The organism is Salarchaeum sp. III (assembly GCF_036418315.1).
In the GTDB taxonomy this organism is placed as follows: Archaea; Halobacteriota; Halobacteria; order Halobacteriales; family Halobacteriaceae; genus Salarchaeum.
Window position 1 is genome coordinate 1 of record NZ_JAZHPG010000017.1, and the last position, 22,625, is coordinate 22,625.

The window sequence follows — 22,625 nt, forward strand, 5'->3', positions numbered from 1 at the left end:
GAGCGCGGCGAACTCGATGGAGACGAAGGGGAGCGCGGCGGAGAACAGCGCGAGCACGAGAATGATCGGGAGGGAGGCGATGATGCCGGAGATCGCGCCGACGCGCGCGCCGTCGCGGGGACCGTTCTCTTGGAGGTAGCCGGCGGCCGCGCCGCCGAGGAGGGGTGAGACGCCCGTGAAGGAGAGGACGACCGTGACCGCGGCGCCGATGAGGGCGTTACCGAGGGTGTTCTCTTTCGCCATACGCGTCAGGACGCGGTCCCGGGATAAGTCGGTTGTGTCGGCTCAGGCGCGGGCGGCGGTGACCGTGCGCTGCCAGGCTGCGAGCCAGTCGTCGAGGGAGTCGGCGAGCGTGCCGTAGTCGAGACTGACGGTCGCTGTCGGGATGCGGACGTACTGGTCGAAGTCCTCGGGGAGCGCGGCGTTCTCGACGACGGGAAGCGCTCCGGTGAGCACGGCGATTCGGCCCTGTACGCTCGGGTTCAGGAGGAAGGACGTGAACGCGTCGGCGTTCTCGGGGTTCACGGCGTCCGCGAACCGGCCGACGCCCTCGACGTGCCGGTAGGCGTCGCCGTCGAGGAACTGCACGCGGTACCGTTCGAGGGGGAGGCGGTCGCGCGCGGCGAACAGCGGCGTCGTCGACGTGCCGACGAGCAGCGCGCCCAGGCCGTTCCGGTACGCGGTGCGTGCGGCCGTGCTCGACGGGACGAGGTGGGCGCCGGCGTTGAGGAGCGTGCGCCAGCGCTCGCAGGCGTCCTGAACGCCGAACTCGTGGACTGACCACGCGAAGAACGCGCGGCCGAGCGCGTCCGTCCGTGGGTCCGGAACGAGCGTCAGCGGCGCGTTCGCGGGCGCGAAGAACTCCGCGAACGTTGTCGGTGGTTCGACCTGCGTCTCGTCGTACACGAGACACACGTCGGAGCGCGTGACCGGGAAGACGCGCTCCGCGGGGTCGAACTCGTAGATATCGGGGACCTGGTCGTAGCCGGCCGCGGGCGAGAACAGCTCGTCGGTGCGGTCGCGCGCGGTGGCGAGCGTGGCGGGCGTCACACCGAGGAACGCGTCCGCGTCGACCGCTGCGCCGTGGAGGTGGCGGGCGACGTACGCTGACAGTGCACCCGGCGGCGTCTCCCAGGAGAGCGTAGTGCTCGTGCGCGCCCGGAACTCCTCCGCGAGCCAGTTCCCGGCGATTTCGGCGTCCGGGCTGGACGCGACGAACTCCCGGGTCGCGCCGGCGGTCAGGGCTTCCGGGGGCGTATCGGGGTCCGCACAGCCGGCGAGCCCGGCGAGCGCGCCGGAGGCGAGCGAGGTGAGGAGGGCGCGACGACGCATCACTCGGTTCTCGTCACACGACGACCTTAGGCTTTTACGACTACACCCCGCCGTGCATCGCGTGGTTCTCGTCGTCGACGAGGTTGTGAAGGCGTCGCTCCGAGGAACTGAACTGTCGCTGACAGCGCTCGACCCACGAGGTCGTCTCCTCGATGCTGGGGTGGTTGGCGGTCGATGCGGGCGTAGCGGGTCGTGTCGTACTCTGGCTCATCTAGGTGGTGTGTGTTCGGGTGGGTAGCGGGCGGAACTGGCTGGGGAGTGCTGGCGTGCGGCTGCGAGTACGGATAGCATCACGAGTAAGCCCAAACGCGGGACTATCATAAATGTTCATGCTACTACTGGGTGTTGCCACAATGCTGGATGCTACCACGGATATCGGATGACTTTACCGTCTCCCCGACCAAATTATGCTGTGAGCGAAGAAAGTGGCCGCCGGAACCTCCGGATGCCAAACGACGACGAAGTCTTCGCCGTGGTCTCCCAACACAACGGAGGCAACCACGTCGAACTCAAGTGCGCAGACGGCAAAACACGCATGGGCCGCATCCCCGGCCGCATGAAGTACCGGGTCTGGATCAACGAGGGCGACGTCGTCCTCGCCGAACCCTGGGACTGGCAGGACGAGAAAGCCAACGTCGAATGGCGCTACGACGACCAGGCAGCAGAACAGCTCCGCGAAGAAGGCCACATCGACTAACCCGACTTCTCACGTCGTTTCCCGCCGCGTAGCAACGCGTCTCGCGACGGTGATGCCCGATGTTATTTCCGTCCGGTGTGCGACCGTGTCGTAGACCGATGGTCTCACTATTGCTGATTAGCGGTCTCGCCGCCGCAGTGTTCGTGGGATTCAATATCGGGGGTTCCTCGACGGGCGTGGCGTTCGGGCCAGCCGTCGGCTCGCGCCTCGTTCGGAAAGTAACTGCGGCAACCCTGTTCGTCGGATTCGCGTTTCTCGGGGCGTGGACCGTCGGCCGGAACGTCATCGCGACGATGAGCAGTAGCATCGTGCCCGCGATTCAGTTCACGCCCGCTGCGAGCGTCGCCGTCCTGTTCTTCACCGGGGCGTCACTCCTCATCTCGAACCTCTACGGCGTCCCCGCTTCCACATCGATGACCGCTGTCGGCGCTATCGTCGGACTGGGTCTCGCGACGGGAACGCTCAATCAGGCGCTCATGTTCGTCATTGTCTCCGCGTGGATCGTCGCACCGCTGTTGAGCTTCACCGTCGGACTCGTCATCGGTCGATACATCTACCCGTACCTCGACCGCTACGCCGCATTTACGAAGTTCGACCTCCACTTCATCCAACTCGACCGGTCGGGGCGGATTCCACGCCCACACCTGAACCCGAACGCGACACCACGCGACATCCTCGGGTCGCTCTCCGTGATAGCTATCGCCTGCTACATGGCGTTCTCCGCGGGCGCATCGAACGCGGCGAACGCCGTCGCACCACTCGTCGGCGAAGGCGGGTCACTTACGGTCGACCAGGGCGTCCTCCTCGCGGTGGCGGCCTTCGCTCTCGGCAGCTTCACTATCGCTCGCCGCACGCTCGCGACGGTGGGAGACGACATCACCGAACTCCCAATCCTCGCGTCACTAATTGTCTCCGTCGTCGGCGGCACGATAATCACCGTCCTCTCCTATCTCGGCATCCCCGCGAGCCTCGCGGTGAGCACGACATCCACCATCATCGGCCTCGGATGGGGGCGGGCGAGCCGAGCGGCGACACTGGCCGAGTTAGCGACACCGACGCCCGACAACTCCGACATGGAGCTAGCGACGGGCGCGCTCCTCACCTCGCGGGCCGAGGACGCCCCCGCGAGTCCGACAATCGGAGACCTCGCGCGACACGAAGAACCGGCCGAGAAGCCGGACGAAACACCGAGTGTCCCGGCGGTCGGCGAGGAAGGACCGGCGGACCTCGACGAGCGAAGCCTCTTCGACTCCGGCGCAGCCAAACGCATCGTCACGATGTGGGTGTTGACACCATCCCTGGCAGTAGCCGCATCCTACCCGGTGTTCGTGCTTCTCGTGTGAGCGCCTCGTCCAACTACTGAGCGGCCCGACCGCGGTCACGCAAGCAAGTAAGAAAGCTGGCCTCGGCACTCACGACTCACAATCTATCCATAGTGAATGTGTTTAGCGCGGCTATAGACGCCGCTCAATCCGCAATCCGTTCACTCTCTCTTGCTACTCCTCTCGCATGTGTGCCAGAATTTGGAAGAATCGAAATGCGGGTTCATCGAAGCTCTTCTTTGTTTCTGATGCACGTTCACGGAGTTCACTTACCCGGTTGTTGTACTCGCCGTTGATTACGAGTTCAATTGATTCGTCATAGTCGCTCTCGAACTGTTGCGTCATCTCTTCCAACCCGTCGGTCAGATGACCCTCGGATACATACGGCGACCAGAATTGAAACCTGTACTCCTCGGCATCGTCAAAAACGTCGGTGACTAAGTCGTAGTCCTCCTCGAATTTGTGGAACATACGTTCGAGCGAGTGCTGATAACTCTCATTTCCGTATTTGCTCCACCATCCCTCCTCGTCGGGGGAGCCTGAATATAGTGAGCCTCGGATGTGAGTGACGACCTCACAAGCATAGACCGTCTGTTCCCCGTTTGTTGATTTGACGCCAAGCACGTCGAGTTCCATCTGTCGACCCGCTTCCTTCGAGCGTTGATTGTAGGAGACGAGTTCACAGTCGTTGATGACCCGAAGGTATGCCCCGACAATTAGCTCGCCAATCTGGGTCTGAATCATGGCTCCAAAATGAGGAGTCCAATTATAAACCGATGCTAGATTTGGATGAGTTGAATATGTCCATACAGCCGTAGCCGATAGGCAGTATTTACATGTGCAAGCTAACTCACTAAAAGTACAGAATGAATTTGAAACGTCGAGGAGAACAGGCTTTGCTTATTGTTTTCCTTGTCACTTTGGTCATTACTAGCGCAGTATTGACCTACTTTCTCTATCTAAATCCCGCCCAGCACTTCTCGGAACAGATACTTATTCGGCGAATCGAGGTTCTTGTTGCGAGTTTAGCCCTAATCGCAAACGTGGGGCTGACAGTGGGACTTATTTACATCTATCTCAACCAGAATCGGGTTCTTCGAGACGAGATGTCGATTTTAAAGAGCCAACAAAGGCTGATGCGCTCAGAACAGCAACCGGAGATTGATGGCCCCTACAACGTCCAGATATTTGGCAAGGACAATCAGGGGATTCAATCTGCGGAAAATGGCGATAACCGCCAATACCAACTCTCCGATATAGATTGGTTCCCAGACGGATTGAGCATTACTGGCACTATTGAATCAAGGGATGAGTCTATTACTATCGATGTTGGCGAAAATTCAGAAGAGAATTCCGTAAACCCGCCAGAGAATGGTGTCCGTTTCCTGTTGTCAAACAGTGGAGGAGGGGCTGCCCGGAAGTTCCGGCTGTGGTCTTGGATTATTGTACATGAGGGGCCACATGAAGGGATGTGGGCCCGTTCCCCATTGAAACGATTAGACCGATACTCCTTACATGAGTATGCGGATAACGTGATTCAATCCGGTGAACAGGATATTGCGTTTCAGGGAGAAATCCAGCTTAAATTCCGAGACCCACCAGAAGAAGAGGAGGAGATTGGGACCTTTGGTACATACTCTTTTTCAGAAGGGGTCGAAAAATTGGCGCGGGAGGGCACGAAAGAGATTGAAGTTGTCCTTGAACTCCGTTATGAGGATACATTTGAGGAGGATTACGAAGACCAATTCTTCCACCATCGAGCAAATATCTCTCGAGGTTTGGATTGGGCGGAGTTTGTAAAGGAAGATTATCCAACTGTCCGTTACGTGAACGAATCTGAGCAGCAGAAGTCAGGAATCGAAAAACTCCGTGCAAAATGGGGTAGCTTGAGACAAAGACTCAGCCATCTTCGACAAAGAGACTGAGTTGACGATTATCATAGATATCGATTCCTTCCATACTCCCCCTACAGTCACCATATCCATCGTTGCTATCCATAGGCCTAGGAGCGTCCAGGCGCAATTGTCTGTTGTGAGATACGAATGAGTGATGAAGAGCCACAGCAGACCGAGTGGGAGACCGAGGTCGGCTTGTCCGAGGAGACGACCTACGTCGCCATCTACCCGAGTCGCAAGCACGCCGAGGAGTGGATGGAGGAGGCCGAAGAGCAAGGCTATGGGAGTCGGTCAAAGTACCTCTACGAACTGATACAGGAGGCCCGTGCTGCCCGTCAAGAAGGGTTCCTCGCATACAGTCAGAACGAATCGAAGGTGGAGGAGCTTCAACTGCAAGTCGAGCAGTTGCAGGACGACCTCGAAGACGCTGTGACTCTGAGCCGGGAGAAATCGATATCGAACACGAAGAGTTCGTCACCGCGTTCCTCACCGACCGCTACCAGGAATTCGAACGCATTCTCAAGGAAGTCACCGGAAGCGGTGTCCTCACGGGTATCGTCAAAGACGCCGTCGAAGAGCAACTGTTCGACCTCGCGGAAGAGAACAAGGTCGAGTATAAGCAGGGGTATGGTTGGCGACTCGCCCACGACGACGCCGACGCGGAGGTAGTCGAGGCATGACGGAAAGACCCGCGAAAAAATTTACGAGAACGAGCACGACGCAGTCAATGACTTCATCGAGCGGAAGCGCGACATGGGGCGGAGTCGTCGAACGCTCAACGCCTACTCACGGACGCTGAAATCGTTCTTTCACGAGGAATTCCCTGACCTCGCACCCGAAGACGTCGAGGTGCGCCACATCGAGGACTACGTCGGGAAGCTCGCTGCCCGTAACCTCTCACAGAATACGAAGCGCAGATACCTCGAATCCCTGTCGTCGTTCTACGGGTGGACGATGAAGCGTCCACGGTTCGAAGACATCACGGGGAACCCGGCGGCGGTAGTCCTCGAAGACATCCCGCAGAAGTACCGCCAGCGTCCCGACTGCGCGACGTGGGAGAACGCGAAGAACATCGTCCACAACATCGCTGATCCGCGGAACAAGGCGATTGCCGTCATCCTCGCAAAGACGGACTGCCGGATTCGGGAGGCACTCGAAATCGAACGGGACGACCTGATGCTCGACGACGGTTTCATTCGCCTCCGTGAGCGCAAGGGCGGGAGTCAGACGGTCGTGCCCGTGGACGAGGAGGTGAAACACGCCATCAAGCGGTATCACCTCGTTCGCCCGGACAACGACTCCGAGTATCTGTTCCTGAGCGTCCGGGGGAATCGGGTGAATACAACGCAGGTGCAGCGGGCCGTTCGAGACGCCGCGGTTGAGGCAGGCGTGATGAATGAGGGTGAGACGCGCTTCCACCGCAAGTTCACGCCTCATACGTTCCGAACTGTTTTCACCACCCTCATGCGCAACCAGGGGATGAAGGACCACATTCTCCAGCACATTCGGGGAGACGCGAACAACCGAACGATGGATGTCTACACCCGCGTCGACCGGAACGGCGCTCGGCAGGAATATCTTGAGTGCATCAAGTCTCTCGACTTGTAGTGTGACTCTCGACTAATCTCGTCGTTCTTCAAGACCGCGAATAATCAGTTCACCGCCCTTCCCGAACATCTTACCGCGAATCTGCTCGAACTGTTCTGGATTCTCCTCTGCAAATCGTTCGATAGAACGACCCACCGCGGGACGTACAGGACCGTCAATGACTTTGGGACGATCTTGCATCATATCCGCTATCGGTGTTTCGACCATACTGTAAGGTCACGAACTGCTGTTTGAAGAGGATTATGCCGATACTCAGGTGTCCCTTCGCAGAGACGCGAAGAGACTCGTTCGTCTGACGGTCCACGACGTGGGTCCCTGTGTTCTATCGGACATCCTCTGCACCGGGAGAGACGACGAGCGTCTTCGGTCTGAGGGAAACGAGAATCGTTGTGTCTTCTAACTGTCTCAGAGCGCACCGCTCCACGTCAGGTATGCTATGGCCGCGACGGGGATTGACGAGTATGCCCAGGCCAGCGTGTAGTACCATCCGGGGAGTGATTCATCGAATCCGTATGTGTAGAGGGCGAGGCCAGCAACGAGAAGTCCGATATTCGCGTACCAAGTGAGCCAGTCGCTGACGAACGAGTAGTCGTATAAGTGAATGTTGATGGCTGCGACATTCGCCCAAATGGCAGGCCGGCTAATGTACTGTTTCTCAACGAGCAATCCGAGTAGTATCAGCGCAATCACGTCCAGATTCTCGATGACGACTGGAGGAAACATCTCAATCCACATACCTCGTACTTGTTGAGTGTCAAGATAATGCTTGTCCGAGCGGAGTGAATCTAATCGTAGTTTGAGCCCGTAAACCGCTTAACTAGAGCCCATCGGTGTACCTGCTTTCGCGTCTTCTATTCGCCTTTTGATTACGACTGTCCTCTCTCAGAGGGTAGCAGACGTGATTCTCTAACGTTCGTTCACTTCTTTCCCGAAATGTATGGATAGAACGCTGGCCTCGGCACTCACGGAAGCTCCGGTTAGTATTAACTATAAAAAATTTGAGTATTGTAGCTATGATGCACAGAGCAACGGAGGTATCGTTAGATGACTGGCTGGAAAGAGAATATGGGTATGTCGCAAGACACCGGACTGGTGAAGATCTACGCGCCGATGAGCCACAAGGAAACGTGGCAAGAAGAAGCGGACGAGAAAAATTATAAGAGTACTAGTAAGTACCTACACGAACTGATTCAAGAGGCACGGGCAATCAGAGAGGAAGGCTTCCTCGCGCCCCAGGGCAGCGACCAGGAAGTCCAGCGGCTCAAGAAGAAGATCGAAGAGTTGGAAGACCGGTTGGCACAGGCAAAGCAGCAGAATCGTGACTCGGTGACGATTGACGATGCCGCGTTCCTGAAGCAGTTCCTCACCGAGGAGTATCAGACGTTCGACGAAGTGCTACAGAAGGTCGTCGAGAGCGATACGGTCGACGAATTGCTTCGAGAACCGGTCGAGGACGAGCTCTACTTCTTGGCTGCTCGTGAGGAGGTCGAGTTCGAGCACGGGCACGGGTGGCGACTTGCTGGAGGTGATGAGTAATGGCGGACGACTGGTACGAGACGGTCTACGAGAACAAGCACGACGCCATCAACGACTTCATCAAACAAAAGCAGACGACGGGCCGTAGTCCTCGAACCCTGAACTCCTACAGCCGAGTGTTGAAGCGGTACTACCACGAGCACTTTCCTGGCCTGACACCGGAGGAGACGGAGGTACGGCACATCGAGGAGTACCTGCGTATCTTGGATGATCGCGGAGTCAGTCAGAACACGAAACGCCGCTACCTCGAATCGCTGTCGGCGTTCTTCAGCTACGCGATGAAGCGCCCCCGGTTTGAGGAGATTACGGGGAATCCTGCTGGTGTCGTTTTGGAGGAAATCCCGAAGCAGATTCGGCAGCGTCCGGACTGTGCGACGTGGGGGAACGCGAAGAAGATCGTGAAGGCGATTCCGAACCCGCGGAACAAGGCAGTCGCCGTGTTACTGGCCAAGACCGGATGTCGTTTGGAGGAGGCGCTGGAGATCAAGATGGACGACTTGATGCTTGAGGACGGCTTCGTCCGACTGCGAGAGCGGAAAGGTGGGAAGCAGACAGTGGCGCCGATTGACCGTGAGACGATTCGGACGATAAAGCGGTTCAAGTTGATCCGGCGAGACACAGATCTGGATTATCTGTTCGTGAGTATCCGTGACGACCGGTTAACGAAGACGGTGATTCAGCGTGCCGTGCGTGAGGCGGCGGTCAGCGAGGGCATCATGGAGGACGGCGAGGATCGGTTCCACAAGAAGTTCACACCGCATACCTTCCGGACGGTGTTCACGACCTTGATGCGGAATCAGAGGATGAAGCAACACATACTCCAGTATATCCGTGGGGATGCGGAGAGCGAGACGATGGACATCTACACGCGGGTCGATAGAGACGACGCGCGGGAGGAGTACCTGGACTGCATCAAGCCGCTGGGTTTGTAGCTACGCAGATCCGGATGGGAAGCTCAGGGCGGGAGGTGTCGGTCGTAGATGTTCCGGCGATGCCCGACAGCTTCGACAATCAGGCGGTCGTCATCCCGATTCCACGTGATGATCGCGCGGTAGTCGCCGGCCCGGAGTTTGTAGTAGGGATAGCCGGTAAGCTTCTCTAGTCGGTGGGAAGTCCAGTCTTTCGCCTCGTCAAGTTTCTTCACCAGTCGCTCTTGTGCTTCGCTGTCGAGGCCTTCGAGTAGGTCGAGCGCTTTCGGCGTCCACTCGACCTCAGTCATCGATGCCGAGACGGTCCTTCACGTCGTCCTGTGAAACCGTGTCGCCATCCTCGCGCTGCTTGCGGCTCTCGGCGAGATGCTCCAGTGCCTCCTCGGAAAGTTGTGTCGGCGGTTCGACGGCGTCACGGAGTGCGTCGCGGATGAACTCGGATTTGCTCGCGTACCCGCGTTCTTCCCACACGTCGTCGACCTCGGCGAGAAGCGTCTTTGGGACTCGAACGTTGATCTTCTCCATCTCTCCGTCCGTGCCAGCGTCACTGTCCGTGCTCATATGCTGTGATACGGATGTATTACACAAGAAGGTTCGCTCTCCGAACGAGACGAGAGAATCCGCTTAGTGAACTCCTGAGGATAGGTTGATAACTGTGACACGGCAGTCACCGATTTCTCGGCGACGGGCTCTGATCGTTGGCGGTGCGGGTGCTACGAATCCATTCACAGGGTGTTCAGAACGCGGAGATGGTGATATCAAACCAGGAGCCCCGAAGCGTAATATAACTTTGGGTAATTCTAATACGGCCCTGTACTAACTTTTGGAGAAGCTCTCAGTATTCCTCTTTCATATTGTCTGAAGCCCCGTTGTAACCTTCGATGACGTCTCTGAGGATGCCTTCAATATCTGCTTCTTCATCTGTATGATTGGCGCTAATTCCAGCATGATATTTTGAATCCTCCTGATTGATTGAGTTACCTACTCATAGATCACAGATAGCTTTAATGCGGTTTTGCCGTCTTCTATTCCTCGGTTCTCTAGCAGGGTTTATACTAACTTCTCTAGATGCAGCCGGCCAGGCAGGAGCAAGCGGAGCACAGATAAACAATACTCAGGCCATGACCCAGTTCATAATGTACACTACCTATTCCGCATACCAGTGTACACCAGAAGCCGGAGGCTTCGAGAAAGGTACAACTTTTGGAGGAGGGACTTACTGGGGATCATGGACAGAAGTAAGGGATCAGACAAACCGGCATGGAGACTTCGAAAAATTAAATGCCTCCTACGGAGGTAAAGAACTGAACTGCTACGGCGTAGAAAACAAACTCCCGCTCTCACAGGGGGCATGGGAAGAAGTAGAAGAAGGGATCCGTGAAGACGACTTCTGGATAAACGACCAGGAAGGAGAATACTCCAAAAGACAGTTCACTATAACCGAGAAAAACTCAGGTCCTCAAGGCGTCCAATTAGGACCATGCGTAGCGTATAATGAAGAAAGTAGTGGTGTTAGTGTAGACTTTACGTTCTATGTTACGGATGAAACAGTTCCAAATATAATCAGATACTATCATACTGGGACAAATAATCCGGTTGATCCAAATCGAGGTCTAGGTATGACTGAGGTTAATGATTTTCAGGGAGGGAGTTCTTTGAGTCCGAGTGACTGTATGTTTCCAGATGATGGCTATGCAGGATTGACAGATGAAGGCCCTATAGGTACTTTAACCGTTATAGGAGCTGATGGCGCTTTACAGAGAAGCACTGAGGTAGATGCTTTCGGCGAAGTTGACAATCTTATTGGTGGAGGAGACGGTTGGGATAATCGTGATGTTAAGGAATGGAAGCTCTGCCCAGGAACTAAAGGATATATTCAGGTGAATACAGGGAAAAACAGTAACGAACAGGGGCCCAGCGGCAATTGGAATGATAGAGGGTCTCAAGATTATAGTGTTGAATATGAAAGATTTCCTGGGAGTCCTGATATAGAGGCAGCGGGTAGTGGTAAAGCAAATACGATCCATCCTTTCATAGTCCTTACTGAGCATAAAACAGGTTGCTAACTTACACCCAAAACTTCTGCGTATTCTTCATCTATCTCTGGAGATACATCATTATACCCTTCAACTACTTCTGTTAAAACACCTTCTACGTCTGCATCACCGTCTATATACCCGTGACTTTCATCTGACATTGGTTTTGTATATGAGTCGTCTTCTATAACATGTGCTTGTAGACTTAGCCCGTCTTCAAGTTCTAACCACGCCAAATACACTGCTTCATGTTCTTCACTGTATGCATCGAATCGTTCTTCAAGTATTGCAAGTTCCGGGAATTCTTCCAGAGTGTAGTTTTCTTGTGGGAGTTGTTCACCAAGTTCTTTGAATTCTATCCAACCTTCATAGGTATCATCCCAGTATCCTTCTAGTGTCTGTTCTGCCTGTGATTCGTCTTCTTCGTATTTCTCGGGAGCATCTCCGTTGGATCCATCGGTTGTGGTAGTGTTACTTTCTTCTGTACCGGTACCGTCTCCCTCTGTAGCTGTTGGATCGCTTCCTCCTTCAGCTCCTGGTTCTTCTGTAGGTGTTCCTGTCGTACTTGAGCCAGAGTTTCCGTTATTGTTTTCGTTGTTGTTACCTGAGCATCCGGCCAATATTCCGATTCCGATGAGTCCACCAATCCGTACAAAACTGCGTCGTCTCATCAATTACTTGTGTAGTGTCAGGCAATGATTAAGTAGTTTCGGGGTGATTAATGGCCGGTGTTTCGCAAACGTGGTGCCAGTTTTGTGGGTGTGTCTAAACTCTTACCAACAGGATGGAATCTAGAACCTCTCTACGTTGATTTCCGGAAGTTGTGGGACGAATAACGGTCCCACAATCGAAGGCCTCGGCACTCATAGGGCTCGTCGTTCCGCGGGTGCCAGCCCGGGTCGGAGCGGTGGCATCGTCATCGGCCGTTCGGACGTAGCGCGTTCCGCCGTTTAGGGGTTTCCTAGATGCCGGTGGGCGCGTCGAGCACGGTCGTCTCGACGCCCCAGTCAGTCGCGAGGTCCGCGAGCGCGTTCACGCCGAAGGTTTCGGTGGCGTAGTGGCCGGCGAGGTAGACGTGGACGCCGGCTTCCTTCGCCTGATGGTAGAGCTTCTGCTTTCCCTCGCCGGTGATGAAGGCGTCCGCGCCGCGTTCGACGGCGTCGTCGAACCAGTCCGCGCCGCTCCCGGTCACGACCGCTACGTCCTCGATTTCGCGGGGGCCGAAGTCGAGGTGGCGGACGCCGCCCGCGCCGTGGTCCAATTCGGTTTCGAGTGTCTCCCGCACGCTCGCGGGGTCGAGCGCGTCCGCGGTGCCCGCGAGTCCGATGTATTCGGGTCCCATCGCGCCGAAGCGCTCTCGGCCAGCGAGGCCGAGGAGATCCGCGACACCGGCGGCGTTCCCGAGTTCCGCGTGGCCGTCGAGCGGGAGGTGAGAGACGTAGAGCGCCACATCCTCCCGAATCAGGGGTTCGACTCGGTCGAAGTCGCGGCCGGTCACGCGTTCGATGCCACCCCACGACAATCCGTGGTGTGTGACGAGGGCGTCCGCATCCACCGAAACAGCGCCTTCAATCGTCTCCACGGCCGCATCTACCGCGAACGCGACGCGTTCGACCTCCCGGTCGCCGCTCCCGAGCTGGAGGCCGTTCGCGCTCGCGTCGATATCCGCGTAGTCGCTCGTCCGTAGTTCCTCGTCGTACCGCGCCGCGAGTTCGGAGACGTCCATACCGGCACATGGCCCGCCCCCGGCATAGGTGCGGCGAACATTCAAGTACGAACCCGCGGCCAACCGGGAGCGTGCAGTAACAGTCAGTCCGGGGCGTTCCGCGGTTGCGCGTCACACCGCCCCGGAAGCCCGCGAGTGACGCCTGTTCGCCCTTACTCGCTGGCGGCGTGTGCGAACACGAAATCCCGAAGGAGCTTCGCCCCTAGCACCGCGGCCTGCCCGTCATCACGGTCGTTCACCTCCACGATATCGAACGCTGACGCCACAGGGGCGAGGTCGCGGACGAGCCGCCGCATTGTTCGACTGGAGAGCCCACCCGGTTCCGGCGTTCCCGTCCCGGGTGCGAACGCCGGGTCAGCGGCGTCCACGTCCACCGAGAGGTAGACCTCCTCGGAGAGCGACGGCGACCACGACTCGACCTCCGCAGGCTCCACGACAGTCACGTCGTCCTCGCGGGCGCGCGCCCACTCGTCCTCGCTCCCCGAGCGCGCGCCGACGATGTACGCCTCGTCCGCCACTGAGAGCGCGTGCCGCGTCACGGTTGAGTGACTCAACGTGTTCCCGTCGTACTCCTCGCGGAGGTCGAGGTGAGCGTCGAGCGCGACAAACACGTCGGGGTCTATCGCCCGCACGCCCGCGACGGACACCGTGTGTTCGCCCCCGACGAGCAGCGGCACCGCGTCGTCCCACACCACGTCCGTGAGCGTCCCTCGAAGGTAGTCGAGGTACTCCTCGGCATCGTCCCACGCGCGTACGTCGCCCGCATCGTGTACGCCGAGCGTCGAGAACGACTGGTCCGTCCGGTGGTCGTAGTCCTCGAACGTCCGCGCGAACGTTCGGACGCGGTCCGGCCCGAACCGCGTCCCCGGCTGAAAAGACGTCGACACGTCGAGCGGTGCGCCGACGACCACGTACTCCGCGTTCTCGCGGTCGGCGGTCGCACCGGGAAACATCTATTCGAGGACTTTCCGCTTCCCCTCCCACTCCAGGTACTCGATCTCGTCGTCGGGGTCGACGGAGATGTCGTCGGGGAGTTCGATGGTGATAGTCTCGTACGTGTCGAGGTCCATCACTTGCACGACGTTCTCGGACTCTTTCGCGACGACCTGACCGCCCTTTCGGTTGACGATGGGCACCCAGACTTTCGCGTCGACAGGCTGGCTGAAGCTCCGCTTCTTCTCGTCGAAGACGCCGCGGGCCTCGACGCGCGCCTTCGCACTCCCGTGCTTCCCGGGCTTCGCGGTGGAGTACGCGTCGATTTTGCACGCCGCGTCGTCGATGATGACGTAGTTCCCTTCCTGGAGTTCGCGAACCTGCTTCTGCTCTTTCGCCATGCACCCGGATTCTCGACGTGCGAGTATAAACCGTTTGGAACGCGACGACCGTCCTACGCGCGGAGGACGGCGCTCACGCGCTCCAATCCGTCTTTGAGTTCGTCGGTCGGCAGCCCGAATCCGATGCGGACGTAGTCGTCGTACCCGAAGCAGTCCCCGGGCGCCAGCACAACGCCCGCGTCCTCCACCACCGTCCGACAGAACGCCCGCGAGCCATCGTACTCGCTCGGAACTGTGACGAACCCGTTCACGCCCGTCGGGTCGTGCCAGTCGAGGCCGTGCTCGTCGAGCCAGTCCGCGACGATGTCGTGGTTCCGGGACGCGACCGCGTGGTTCTCCGCGAGGATGTCAGATTCCTGCTCGCCGAGCGCTTGCCGGGCGACGTGCTGGCCGAAGGCACCGGGCGAGATAGTCGTGTAATCCTTCCACTCGACCGCGGCGTCCACGACCGCTCGCGGACCGCACAGCCACCCGAACCGCAGGCCCGCCAGTCCGTACGACTTCGAGAGGCTGGACGTGCTAACTCCATAGTCGCCCAGGCTCGCCACGGGCGGCATCGGGTCCTCGGCCAGAAGACGGTACACTTCGTCCCCGAGCAGGTAGGCGTCGTGCGCGGCCGCAACCTCGTACAGTTCCTCGACGGTCTCCGCGTCGTGGTGGCGGCCGGTGGGGTTGTTCGGGTTCACGAACGCCACTACGTCCGTTTCCTCTCGAACCGCGTCCCGCACCGCCTCAATGTCCAACTCCCACGTCGGCGGTTCGAGCGGGACCTCGGTCACCTCCCCGATAGTATCGGGGACGGCGGTGAGCGCCTGGTAGGTCGGCGTGACGACGACCGCGTGTCCCCCTTCGTCCATCAGTGCGTGGTACGCGAGGAAGTTCGCCTCCTGCGCGCCGCACGTGAACGCGAGTTCGTCTTTCGTCCGATTGTGCCGGCCCGCCACTTCTTCTCGGAGTTCGGGGTCGCCGTCGGTCGGGATGACGTACCCGAGCTCGCCCGGGTCGGTGTCGAAGCGCTCGCTGTCGAGACTCCTGATACCCGACTCCGCGAGCATGATGTCCGCGTCGTGTTCGTACTCGTCGAACCACCGTTCCAGGTCGAACGTCGCGATGTCCATACCCGATACAGGAACAGAACCGGGAAAAATAGGCGGGCGTCGCCCGGCCCGCGTCACCTGTCGCGTATCATCAACCCGAGTGAAGCGAGGAACGTGATGACGCTGGCGAGTAGGACGACCGGAACGACAGTCCACCGCTCGTTTACTGTGTAGAGAAGTCCCGCGAGCAGCACGAGATAAATCGAGACGAGAAGCCAATTCGTCGGCGACCTGTATTCTTCCATAGTATCTTGGGTGGTTGTTCAAGTGGTATTTTATTTGTTTCTGCGCTCGCGGAGGCTCTGTCGCGTGAACTGCGGGGTCGCCTGCAACCGCTTTCGCTTCCGGAACGACCGGTAGAGGTAGAACGCGGTGACGGCCGCGAGCCCCGCGGTCACGGCGGCCGCGCGGAGGTGGGCGTCCGCGTACAGGTAGGACGTGGAGAGCACGGACACCGCGAGCAGGAGGCCGAGCACGATGCGTTTCCCGAGGCGGTCGATGACGTCGTTCGAGTCCTCGATGTCGGCGCGGACGTAGAGGTCGTCGCGGTCGATGCGGTCGAGCGCGCGTTCGAGTTTCGGCGGGACGCGGACGGCGGACTGCGCGGACCGCGAGAACTGGTCCGCGGTCTCCTCGACGACCTGGCGCGCGCCCTCCTCGCGATAGCCGGTCTCCCCGAGGTAGTCGGTCGCGACCGAGACGAAGTCGAAGTCGGGGTCGAGCGTCACGCACACGCCCTCCACGACCGTCGCCACCCGGAGGACGAGCGCGAGGTTCGCGGGGAGGCGGAGCGGGAAGTCGTAGATGGTGTCCTCGACTCGCCCCACGATTTGCTGGACGCGGTAGGTCTCGATGGATTCGCCGCGAGCGTCCCGAATCGCGAGCTCCATCACCTCCGCCATCGTCGCGCGGTCCGCCTCCGGGCTGAGCGTCCCGAGTTCGACGAGCGTGTCGAGGATGGCTTCGATGTCCTGGTTCGCGACCGCGATGTAGAAGTCGACTATCTTCCGCTGGACGAACTCGTCCGCGCGCCCGCTCATCCCGAAGTCGTAGAAGACGATGGTGCCGTCGTCCTGCACCGCGAGGTTCCCCGGGTGGGGGTCGGCGTGGAACACGCCGTCCTCGATTATCATCTGGAGGTACGCGCGCTCCAGCGTCTCCGCGACCGCGTGCCGGTCGACGCCGCGTCGTTCGAGTTCCGCCACGTTCGAAATCTTCGTGCCCGGGACGTACTCCATCGTGAGCACGCGGTCCGTCGAGTACGCGTCGTACACGTCGGGGATGGTAATGCGGTCGTTCCCCGCGAAGTTCCCTCGAATCTCCGCGAGCATCTCGGACTCCCGGTCGTAATCCATCTCCTCCCGAATCGTCTTCGCGAACTCGTCCGCGAGGTTGTCGAGGCTGAACGCGCGCGCCTGCCCGACGAACCGCTCGACCAGCGGGAGCGTCCACCGAATCACCCGCAAATCGGCCTCCACGAGGTCCTCGATGCCCGGCCGCCGGACCTTCACCGCGACCGGGTCGCCGTCGAGTTCCGCGGTGTACACCTGGCCGAGGCTCGCGCCGCTGATGGCGTCCGCGTCGAAGTCGTCGAACGCCTCGTCCACGTCGCCCACGTCCGCTTCGAGCACCTCGCGCGCCTCGTCCCAGTCCGCGGGCGGCACCTGGTCCTGCAAGCCCTCCAGTACGTCCACGTACTCCGGCGGGAGGATGTCCGGCCGCGTGGAGAGGAGTTGACCGAGCTTGATGAACGTGGGACCGAGCGTGAGCAGGCTGTCGAGCAACCGCTGGGCGCGCCGCACCCGCATCTCGCTCGTCACTCGGCGACGCCCCCCGAACACGAGGTATTTCCGGCGGTCGCGGAGGTACGCGACGATGAGTGGGAAGAACTGCCAGAGCACGACGACGAACCGTCGGTACGCGCGCAGCACCGCCACCGTCAGCCCTCGATGGCTATCTCGCGGCCGCGCCCCGTCTTCGGGAGCGTCACGGTCAGCACGCCGCCGTCAATCGACGCCGTCGCGTCCGCGTCCGTCGCGTCCGGCGGAAGCGGGAGGTCCGCGTCCAGGAAGAGCGCGCGGTCCTCCCGGTGGTAGGAAAAGCCCTCGGGGGCGTCCTTCTCGCGGCGCGCCTCCACGCGCAGTATGCCGTCCGCCACGCGCACGTCGGTGGTGTCGGCGGTCGCGCCCGGGACGTCGACGACGACCCGGTAGGCGTCCTCGGATTCGAGGAGGTCCACGGAAACGGCGTCCGGCAGTTCGCGGAGCGCGTCGCGGAAGCCAGTCATACCCACGCCTTCGCGCGCCGGGTCGAAAAAACCGACGGGCGTTCCGCGACCCGCTGGCTTTAGACGGCCCACGGCCCAATACGGGGGTATGAACGCAGACCGCCACGAGGCCGGGTTCAAGAACCGAACCCGCCTCGCGGACGCCGTCGACACCCTCCGCGAGGTCGTCGACCCACACGGCCGCGCGGAGCGCGTCCCGCTCGCCGACGCGGACGGCCGCGCGCTCGCCGAGTCCGTCACCGCAGCGCGCGACGTACCACATTACGACCGCGCCGCGATGGACGGGTACGCCGTCCGCGCCCGCGACACCTTCGGCGCGGGCGACCGCTCGCCCGCCGTTCTCCGCGAAACCCAGGGCGACGTGGGGTCGGATGAGGCTGTGCGCGTCCACACGGGCAGCGCCCTCCCCGAGGGCGCGGACGCCGTCGTGATGGTCGAACACCTCACCGAGGTCGGCGACGAAATCGAGGTGTTCGACGCCGTCGCCGAGGGCGAGAACGTCGGTCCCGCCGGCGAGGACGTATCGGCGGGAACGCCGCTGTTCGACGCCGGCCACCGCCTCCGCCCGAGCGATTTAGGCCTCCTCCGCGGCACCGGAGTCGATGCCGTGGACGTGTTCGAGCGCCCGTCGGTCGCGGTGATTCCGACGGGCGAGGAGCTCGTGGACGCCGACCCCGGGCCGGGCGAGATGGTGGAGACGAACGGCCTCACCGTCTCCCGGCTCGTCGAACGCTGGGGCGGCACGAGTCGATACCGGGACGTGGTGACGGACGACGCCGCGGCGCTCCGCGACGCCATCGAGCGCGACCTGGACGCCGACATCGTGGTGACGACGGGCGGGTCGTCGGTCGGCGAACGCGACCTCGTCCCCGACGTCGTCGCCGACCTCGGGGAGGTGCTCGTGCACGGCGTCGCGCTCAAACCCGGCCACCCCGTCGCGTTCGGCCGCGTCGAGGGAACGCTCGTCGTGATGCTCCCCGGCTATCCGGTTGCCTGCATCGTCAACGCCGTCCAGTTCCTCCGACCCGCAATCGCGTGGGCCGGCGGCTTCGAACCCACGCCCCCTCCCGGTCGAGAGGTGACGCTCGACCGGAAACTCGCGAGCGAACCCGGCACGCGGACGTTCGCGCGCGTCACCGTCGCGGACGACGTGGCGACGCCCGTGCGGACCTCGGGGTCGGGCATCCTCTCCTCGGTCGCGCTCTCCGACGGCTGGGTCGCCGTCCCCGAGGACGTGGAGGGCTACGCCGCCGGCGAGACTGTCACCGTCGAATTCTGGGAGGGCGAGCGATGACCCGCAAGGAGTTCCGCGACCTGTCGTCGATTGCGGAGGCGCGCGAGGTCGTTTCCGGCCTCGATATCTCTCCGGGAACCGAACTCGTCCCGCTGGAGGACGCCCGCGGCCGCGTGCTCTCGGAGCGCGTGGACGCCGACCTCGACGTTCCGGGCTTCGACCGCGCGTCGATGGACGGCTACGCGGTGCGCGCCCGCGACACGTTCGGCGCGACCGAAGCAGATCCGGTCGTCCTCGACCGGATTGGGACTGTGCACGCGGGCGAGACGCCGGACGTGTCGATCTCCGCGGGCGAGTGCGTCGAGGTGTCGACTGGCGCGGTCGTCCCGGACGGCGCGGACGCGGTCGTGATGGTCGAACGCACCGCCGAACGCGACTCGGGCGACCGCATCGAGGTTCGCACGGCGGTCGCGCCCGGCGAGGACGTGATGGTCGCGGGCGCGGACGTGGCGGCGGGCGAGCGCGCGCTCGGCCCCGGAACCCGCCTCACGTCACGCGAAATCGGCCTCCTGTCCGCGCTCGGCGTCGCGGACGTCCCCGTCCGAGCGAAACCCCGCGTCGGCATCGTCTCCACGGGCGACGAACTCGTCCGACCGGGCGAACCCCTCGACTCCTCGCGCGGCGAAATCCACGACGTGAACACGTACACCATCGCCGCCGGTGTCGAGGAGGCGGGCGGCGACCCCGTGCTCTACCCGCACGCGGGCGACGACGAGGCGGAGATGGAACGCCAGCTCCGCACTGCGGCCGACGAGTGCGACCTCGTGCTCTCCTCCGGGTCCACGAGCGCGAGCGCCGTCGACGTGGTCTATCGGGTCGTGGAGGACCGCGGCGACCTCCTCCTGCACGGCGTCGCCGTCAAACCCGGGAAGCCGATGCTCGTCGGCGAACTCGGCGGGAGCGCGTACGTCGGCCTCCCCGGCTACCCCGTGAGCGCGCTCACCATCTTCCGGGCGTTCGTCGCCCCCAAAATCCGGGACGCTGCCGGCCAGCCCACCCCGCCCTCCGCGACCGTTCACGGTCGGATGAGCGCGCGCGAGCGCTACGGCGAGGGCCGCACCCGCCTCATGCCGGTCGGTCTCGTCACCGACGGCGACGGCGGCACGCTCGTCTATCCCGTGGACAAGGGGAGCGGCGCGACCACCAGCCTCGTCGAGGCGGACGGCGTCGTCACCGTGGACGCGGACACCGATTACCTCGACGAGGGCGAGCGCGTGGAGGTCCAGTTGTTCTCGCCGGACGTACGCCCGCCCGCCCTCCTCGGCGTCGGCGAGGACGACCCCGCGCTCTCCCGCGTCCTCGACAACGTTCGAGGGCCGCGCTACCTCTCCTTCGGCACGCGCGAGGGCCTCCGCCGACTCCGAGACGGACTCCCCGACATCGCCGTCGCCAGCGGCCCGCTCGACCGCGACGTGGCGGGCGACGAGCTCGCCGCGTGGACCCGCGAGTGGGGGCTCGTCACCGCCCCGGACGGCCCCGACAGCCTCGCCGCCCTCGTCGACGGCGACTACCGGTTCGTCAACCGAACGACGGAATCCGGGCTCCGAACGTCGCTCGACGCTGCGCTCGACGACCTCGCGGTCGACCGCGACACCGACTCCCTCACGGACCGAATCGACGGCTACGACTTCACCGTGAAGGCGCACGCAAGCCCCCCGCGAAAAGTCCTGGAGGGCCGCGCGGACGCCGGTCTCGGCCTGCGCGCGACCGCCGACGACCTCGGACTCGACTTCGTCCCGCTCGGGACGGAACGCGTCCGCGTCTTCGTGAATCCCGACCGCCGCGAGAAACCCGGCGTCAGCGCGCTCACCACGGCGCTCTCCGACCTCGACGAAGTACTCGCGGACCTCCCGGGGTACGACCGATGACCGCCATCGACGGCCACACCGACGTGCTCCTCCAGTGCGTCGACGCCGCCGACCCCGTCGCTGCCCTCCGCGCGCGAACGGGCGGCCACCTCGACCTCGAACGCGCCCGGGAGAGCGGCCTCTCCGCGGCCTTTTTCGCCGCCTTCCCGCCCAGTCCCGAGATGCCCGACCCGGTCGTCGAAGCCGAGTCCTATCGCTATCCGTTCGCGCCGACGCCCGACTTCGAGACCGCGCGGGACAGCGTCTACCGGATGCTCTCCCTCCTCCACCGCGCCGCCCGCGAACTCGACGGCCTCCGAATCGTCACCACGTCCGACGACCTCGACGCCTGCCGCGACGGGGCCGCGCTCGGCGCGATACCCCACTTGGAGGGCGCGGAAGCCGTTGCTCCCGACCTCTCGAACCTCGACTTCCTCTACTCGCTCGGCGTCCGGTCGCTCGGCCCCGTCTGGAGCCGCCCGAACGACTTCGGGCACGGCGTCCCCTTCCAGTACCCGAGCGACACCGACACCGGCGACGGCCTGACCGACGCGGGCCGCCGCCTCGTCCGCGCGTGCGACGACCGCGGCATCCTTGTGGACGGCGCGCACATGAACGCCGCGACGCTCCGCGACACCCTCGTCGAACTCGACTCGGCGATGGCGGTCACGCACACCGCCGCGCACGCCGTCACCCCGCACTCGCGGAACCTCACGGACGACCAGCTCCGCGCCGTCGCGGACGAGGGCGGCGTTATCGGATTGACGTTCGGCGCGAGCAGCTACGCCGACCGCCCCGACCCCGACGCGAGCGCGAGCGTCCACGACATCGCCGCGCACGCCGCCCACGTCGCGGACACCGTCGGCGTCGACCATGTCGCGCTCGGCTCCGACTTCGACGGCGCGAGCCTCGTGGACGAACTCGACGACGTGACAGACCTCCCGGTCCTGTTCGACGCGCTCCGCGACGCCGGCTTCGACGAGGACGACCTGGAGAAAATCTGCCGGGAGAACTGGCGGCGCCTACTCGGCGGCGTCCTGTAGGAGGGCGTCCACGCGATTCGTTCGGCGGTCGCCGAGCACGCACCGCCCCCGGACGCCGGGGTCGTGGCGTTCCACGTGCACGCCGTGCAGGCCCGCGTTCGCCGCCGCCGTCACGTCCGCCTGCCCGTCCCCCACGTAGACGCCGTGCGTTCCCGGCTGGACGCCCAGCTCGGATATCGCGAGTTCGAGCGGCCGCGGGTCCGGCTTGTATCCGGTCTCCGGCGAACAACAGAGCCGGGTGTCGAACCAGTCCGCGATGTCGAGGTGGTCCAGCACGGGCTCCGCGAGGAACTCCGCGCAGTGCGTGACGAGACCGGTGGGGCGGTCGAGATCCGCCAGCGCGGCCGCGTCCTCGTGCAGGTACGTCGCCTCCGCGCGCGCCGCCGGGTCCTCCACGGCGTCGAGCGCCGTCCAGAACGCGTCCGCGTCGTACCCCCACGCCTCTAGCTGGTCGTCCCGACTCCCGCCGAGGCCGTGCCACAGAATCTCCGCCTCGCGGTCCGAGAACGCCGTGCCGAGGCGCTCCCCGACCTCGTCGAACACCTCTCGCGCGTACGACCACTCCACGTCCACCAGCGTTCCATCGAGGTCGAACAGCCAGTACTCGTACTCAGACGCCGCCATCAACTCCAGAAAGGGCGC

Annotated in this window: 28 protein-coding genes; 11 read left to right on the forward strand and 17 right to left on the reverse strand. The window is 62.1% G+C overall.

Annotated elements, in window-relative coordinates; genetic code table 11:
• From U3A55_RS02470 to U3A55_RS02480, 3 genes are all read right to left on the reverse strand, one after another.
• Positions 1-243: DUF5518 domain-containing protein (locus U3A55_RS02470; RefSeq protein ID WP_330989941.1), on the reverse strand; the 243-nt coding region annotated here is incomplete at its 3' end.
• A gap of 42 nt (positions 244-285) precedes the next feature.
• Positions 286-1,332 carry an extracellular solute-binding protein gene (locus U3A55_RS02475; RefSeq protein ID WP_330989942.1) on the reverse strand — a complete coding sequence of 349 codons (1,047 nt, stop codon included), beginning with the start codon at positions 1,330-1,332 and terminating at the stop codon, positions 286-288.
• Between the two features lie 40 nt (positions 1,333-1,372).
• Entirely contained in the window at positions 1,373-1,543 is a 171-nt protein-coding gene (locus tag U3A55_RS02480) for a hypothetical protein (RefSeq protein WP_330989943.1), read from the reverse strand.
• 201 nt (positions 1,544-1,744) lie between these two features.
• On the opposite strand from U3A55_RS02480, the gene U3A55_RS02485 reads away from it, so the two are divergent.
• Positions 1,745-2,029: a translation initiation factor eIF-1A gene (locus U3A55_RS02485; protein ID WP_330989944.1), complete on the forward strand. Its 285-nt coding sequence runs from the start codon at positions 1,745-1,747 to the stop codon at positions 2,027-2,029.
• Positions 2,030-2,127: 98 nt separating this feature from the next.
• Positions 2,128-3,372: an inorganic phosphate transporter gene (locus tag U3A55_RS02490; RefSeq protein ID WP_330989945.1), complete on the forward strand. Its 1,245-nt coding sequence runs from the start codon at positions 2,128-2,130 to the stop codon at positions 3,370-3,372.
• Between the two features lie 153 nt (positions 3,373-3,525).
• Here the strand turns inward: U3A55_RS02490 and U3A55_RS02495 are convergent, their stop codons facing one another.
• A complete protein-coding gene (locus U3A55_RS02495) occupies positions 3,526-4,095 on the reverse strand; it encodes a hypothetical protein (protein WP_330989946.1) in 570 nt (189 codons plus the stop codon).
• A 122-nt stretch (positions 4,096-4,217) separates the two neighbouring features.
• On the opposite strand from U3A55_RS02495, the gene U3A55_RS02500 reads away from it, so the two are divergent.
• The 3 genes from U3A55_RS02500 (at position 4,218) to U3A55_RS02510 (ending at position 6,854) form a co-directional block, all read left to right on the forward strand.
• Entirely contained in the window at positions 4,218-5,276 is a 1,059-nt protein-coding gene (locus U3A55_RS02500; RefSeq protein WP_330989947.1) for a hypothetical protein, read from the forward strand.
• Between the two features lie 117 nt (positions 5,277-5,393).
• Positions 5,394-5,915, forward strand: a complete 522-nt coding sequence (locus tag U3A55_RS02505; RefSeq protein ID WP_330989948.1) for a hypothetical protein — start codon at positions 5,394-5,396, stop codon at positions 5,913-5,915.
• Positions 5,916-5,945: 30 nt separating this feature from the next.
• Complete coding sequence (locus tag U3A55_RS02510) at positions 5,946-6,854, forward strand: tyrosine-type recombinase/integrase (protein ID WP_442978257.1); 909 nt, start codon at positions 5,946-5,948, stop codon at positions 6,852-6,854.
• A gap of 12 nt (positions 6,855-6,866) precedes the next feature.
• Here the strand turns inward: U3A55_RS02510 and U3A55_RS02515 are convergent, their stop codons facing one another.
• Positions 6,867-7,061 (reverse strand): hypothetical protein, encoded by a 195-nt coding sequence (locus U3A55_RS02515; protein ID WP_330989949.1) that lies wholly within the window; start codon positions 7,059-7,061, stop codon positions 6,867-6,869.
• A gap of 198 nt (positions 7,062-7,259) precedes the next feature.
• On the reverse strand, positions 7,260-7,589 hold the full coding sequence (locus U3A55_RS02520; protein WP_330989950.1) for a hypothetical protein: 330 nt from the start codon (positions 7,587-7,589) through the stop codon (positions 7,260-7,262).
• A gap of 309 nt (positions 7,590-7,898) precedes the next feature.
• Here U3A55_RS02520 and U3A55_RS02525 point away from each other — a divergent pair, with 309 nt between their 5' ends.
• Both U3A55_RS02525 and U3A55_RS02530 read left to right on the forward strand, forming a co-directional pair.
• The gene (locus U3A55_RS02525) at positions 7,899-8,390 is read left to right on the forward strand and encodes a hypothetical protein (RefSeq protein WP_330989951.1); all 492 of its coding nucleotides are present in this window, start codon (positions 7,899-7,901) and stop codon (positions 8,388-8,390) included.
• Positions 8,390-9,322, forward strand: coding sequence for a tyrosine-type recombinase/integrase (locus U3A55_RS02530; protein ID WP_330989952.1), 933 nt, complete (start codon positions 8,390-8,392; stop codon positions 9,320-9,322). Before U3A55_RS02525 ends, U3A55_RS02530 begins: the two co-directional genes overlap by 1 nt.
• A gap of 23 nt (positions 9,323-9,345) precedes the next feature.
• Here the strand turns inward: U3A55_RS02530 and U3A55_RS02535 are convergent, their stop codons facing one another.
• A complete protein-coding gene (locus U3A55_RS02535; protein ID WP_330989953.1) occupies positions 9,346-9,609 on the reverse strand; it encodes a type II toxin-antitoxin system RelE family toxin in 264 nt (87 codons plus the stop codon).
• Positions 9,602-9,880 carry a ribbon-helix-helix domain-containing protein gene (locus tag U3A55_RS02540; RefSeq protein ID WP_330989954.1) on the reverse strand — a complete coding sequence of 93 codons (279 nt, stop codon included), beginning with the start codon at positions 9,878-9,880 and terminating at the stop codon, positions 9,602-9,604. The genes U3A55_RS02535 and U3A55_RS02540 overlap by 8 nt, the downstream gene beginning before the upstream one ends.
• 560 nt (positions 9,881-10,440) lie before the next feature.
• Between U3A55_RS02540 and U3A55_RS02545 the strand changes: the two genes are divergently transcribed.
• On the forward strand, positions 10,441-11,385 hold the full coding sequence (locus U3A55_RS02545) for a hypothetical protein (RefSeq protein ID WP_330989955.1): 945 nt from the start codon (positions 10,441-10,443) through the stop codon (positions 11,383-11,385).
• Here the strand turns inward: U3A55_RS02545 and U3A55_RS02550 are convergent.
• The 8 genes from U3A55_RS02550 to U3A55_RS02585 form a co-directional block, all read right to left on the reverse strand.
• Positions 11,382-12,026 (reverse strand): hypothetical protein, encoded by a 645-nt coding sequence (locus U3A55_RS02550; RefSeq protein WP_330989956.1) that lies wholly within the window; start codon positions 12,024-12,026, stop codon positions 11,382-11,384. The two genes, U3A55_RS02545 and U3A55_RS02550, sit on opposite strands and share 4 nt — an antisense overlap.
• Before the next feature lie 290 nt (positions 12,027-12,316).
• On the reverse strand, positions 12,317-13,081 hold the full coding sequence (locus U3A55_RS02555; RefSeq protein WP_330989957.1) for a Nif3-like dinuclear metal center hexameric protein: 765 nt from the start codon (positions 13,079-13,081) through the stop codon (positions 12,317-12,319).
• A gap of 152 nt (positions 13,082-13,233) precedes the next feature.
• Positions 13,234-14,034: an agmatinase gene (gene speB, locus U3A55_RS02560; RefSeq protein WP_330989958.1), complete on the reverse strand. Its 801-nt coding sequence runs from the start codon at positions 14,032-14,034 to the stop codon at positions 13,234-13,236.
• A complete protein-coding gene (locus tag U3A55_RS02565; RefSeq protein ID WP_330989959.1) occupies positions 14,035-14,415 on the reverse strand; it encodes a translation initiation factor IF-5A in 381 nt (126 codons plus the stop codon). It abuts the gene before it with no gap.
• A 53-nt stretch (positions 14,416-14,468) separates the two neighbouring features.
• A complete protein-coding gene (locus U3A55_RS02570) occupies positions 14,469-15,533 on the reverse strand; it encodes an aminotransferase class I/II-fold pyridoxal phosphate-dependent enzyme (RefSeq protein ID WP_330989960.1) in 1,065 nt (354 codons plus the stop codon).
• A gap of 53 nt (positions 15,534-15,586) precedes the next feature.
• Positions 15,587-15,757, reverse strand: coding sequence for a hypothetical protein (locus U3A55_RS02575; RefSeq protein ID WP_330989961.1), 171 nt, complete (start codon positions 15,755-15,757; stop codon positions 15,587-15,589).
• Between the two features lie 30 nt (positions 15,758-15,787).
• Complete coding sequence (locus tag U3A55_RS02580) at positions 15,788-17,449, reverse strand: ABC1 kinase family protein (RefSeq protein ID WP_330989962.1); 1,662 nt, start codon at positions 17,447-17,449, stop codon at positions 15,788-15,790.
• Between the two features lie 2 nt (positions 17,450-17,451).
• Positions 17,452-17,799 carry an Hsp20/alpha crystallin family protein gene (locus tag U3A55_RS02585; protein WP_330989963.1) on the reverse strand — a complete coding sequence of 116 codons (348 nt, stop codon included), beginning with the start codon at positions 17,797-17,799 and terminating at the stop codon, positions 17,452-17,454.
• An 88-nt stretch (positions 17,800-17,887) separates the two neighbouring features.
• Between U3A55_RS02585 and U3A55_RS02590 the strand changes: the two genes are divergently transcribed.
• The 3 genes from U3A55_RS02590 to U3A55_RS02600 are packed head-to-tail and all read left to right on the forward strand — an operon-like array spanning position 17,888 to position 21,983.
• Positions 17,888-19,093, forward strand: a complete 1,206-nt coding sequence (locus U3A55_RS02590) for a molybdopterin molybdotransferase MoeA (RefSeq protein ID WP_330989964.1) — start codon at positions 17,888-17,890, stop codon at positions 19,091-19,093.
• Entirely contained in the window at positions 19,090-20,961 is a 1,872-nt protein-coding gene (locus U3A55_RS02595) for a molybdopterin biosynthesis protein (RefSeq protein WP_330989965.1), read from the forward strand. Before U3A55_RS02590 ends, U3A55_RS02595 begins: the two co-directional genes overlap by 4 nt.
• Positions 20,958-21,983 carry a dipeptidase gene (locus U3A55_RS02600; protein ID WP_330989966.1) on the forward strand — a complete coding sequence of 342 codons (1,026 nt, stop codon included), beginning with the start codon at positions 20,958-20,960 and terminating at the stop codon, positions 21,981-21,983. The genes U3A55_RS02595 and U3A55_RS02600 overlap by 4 nt, the downstream gene beginning before the upstream one ends.
• Here U3A55_RS02600 and U3A55_RS02605 read toward each other — a convergent pair.
• The gene (locus U3A55_RS02605; RefSeq protein WP_330989967.1) at positions 21,963-22,607 is read right to left on the reverse strand and encodes an HAD family hydrolase; all 645 of its coding nucleotides are present in this window, start codon (positions 22,605-22,607) and stop codon (positions 21,963-21,965) included. The genes U3A55_RS02600 and U3A55_RS02605 overlap by 21 nt on opposite strands.
• Positions 22,608-22,625: the final 18 nt, after the last annotated feature.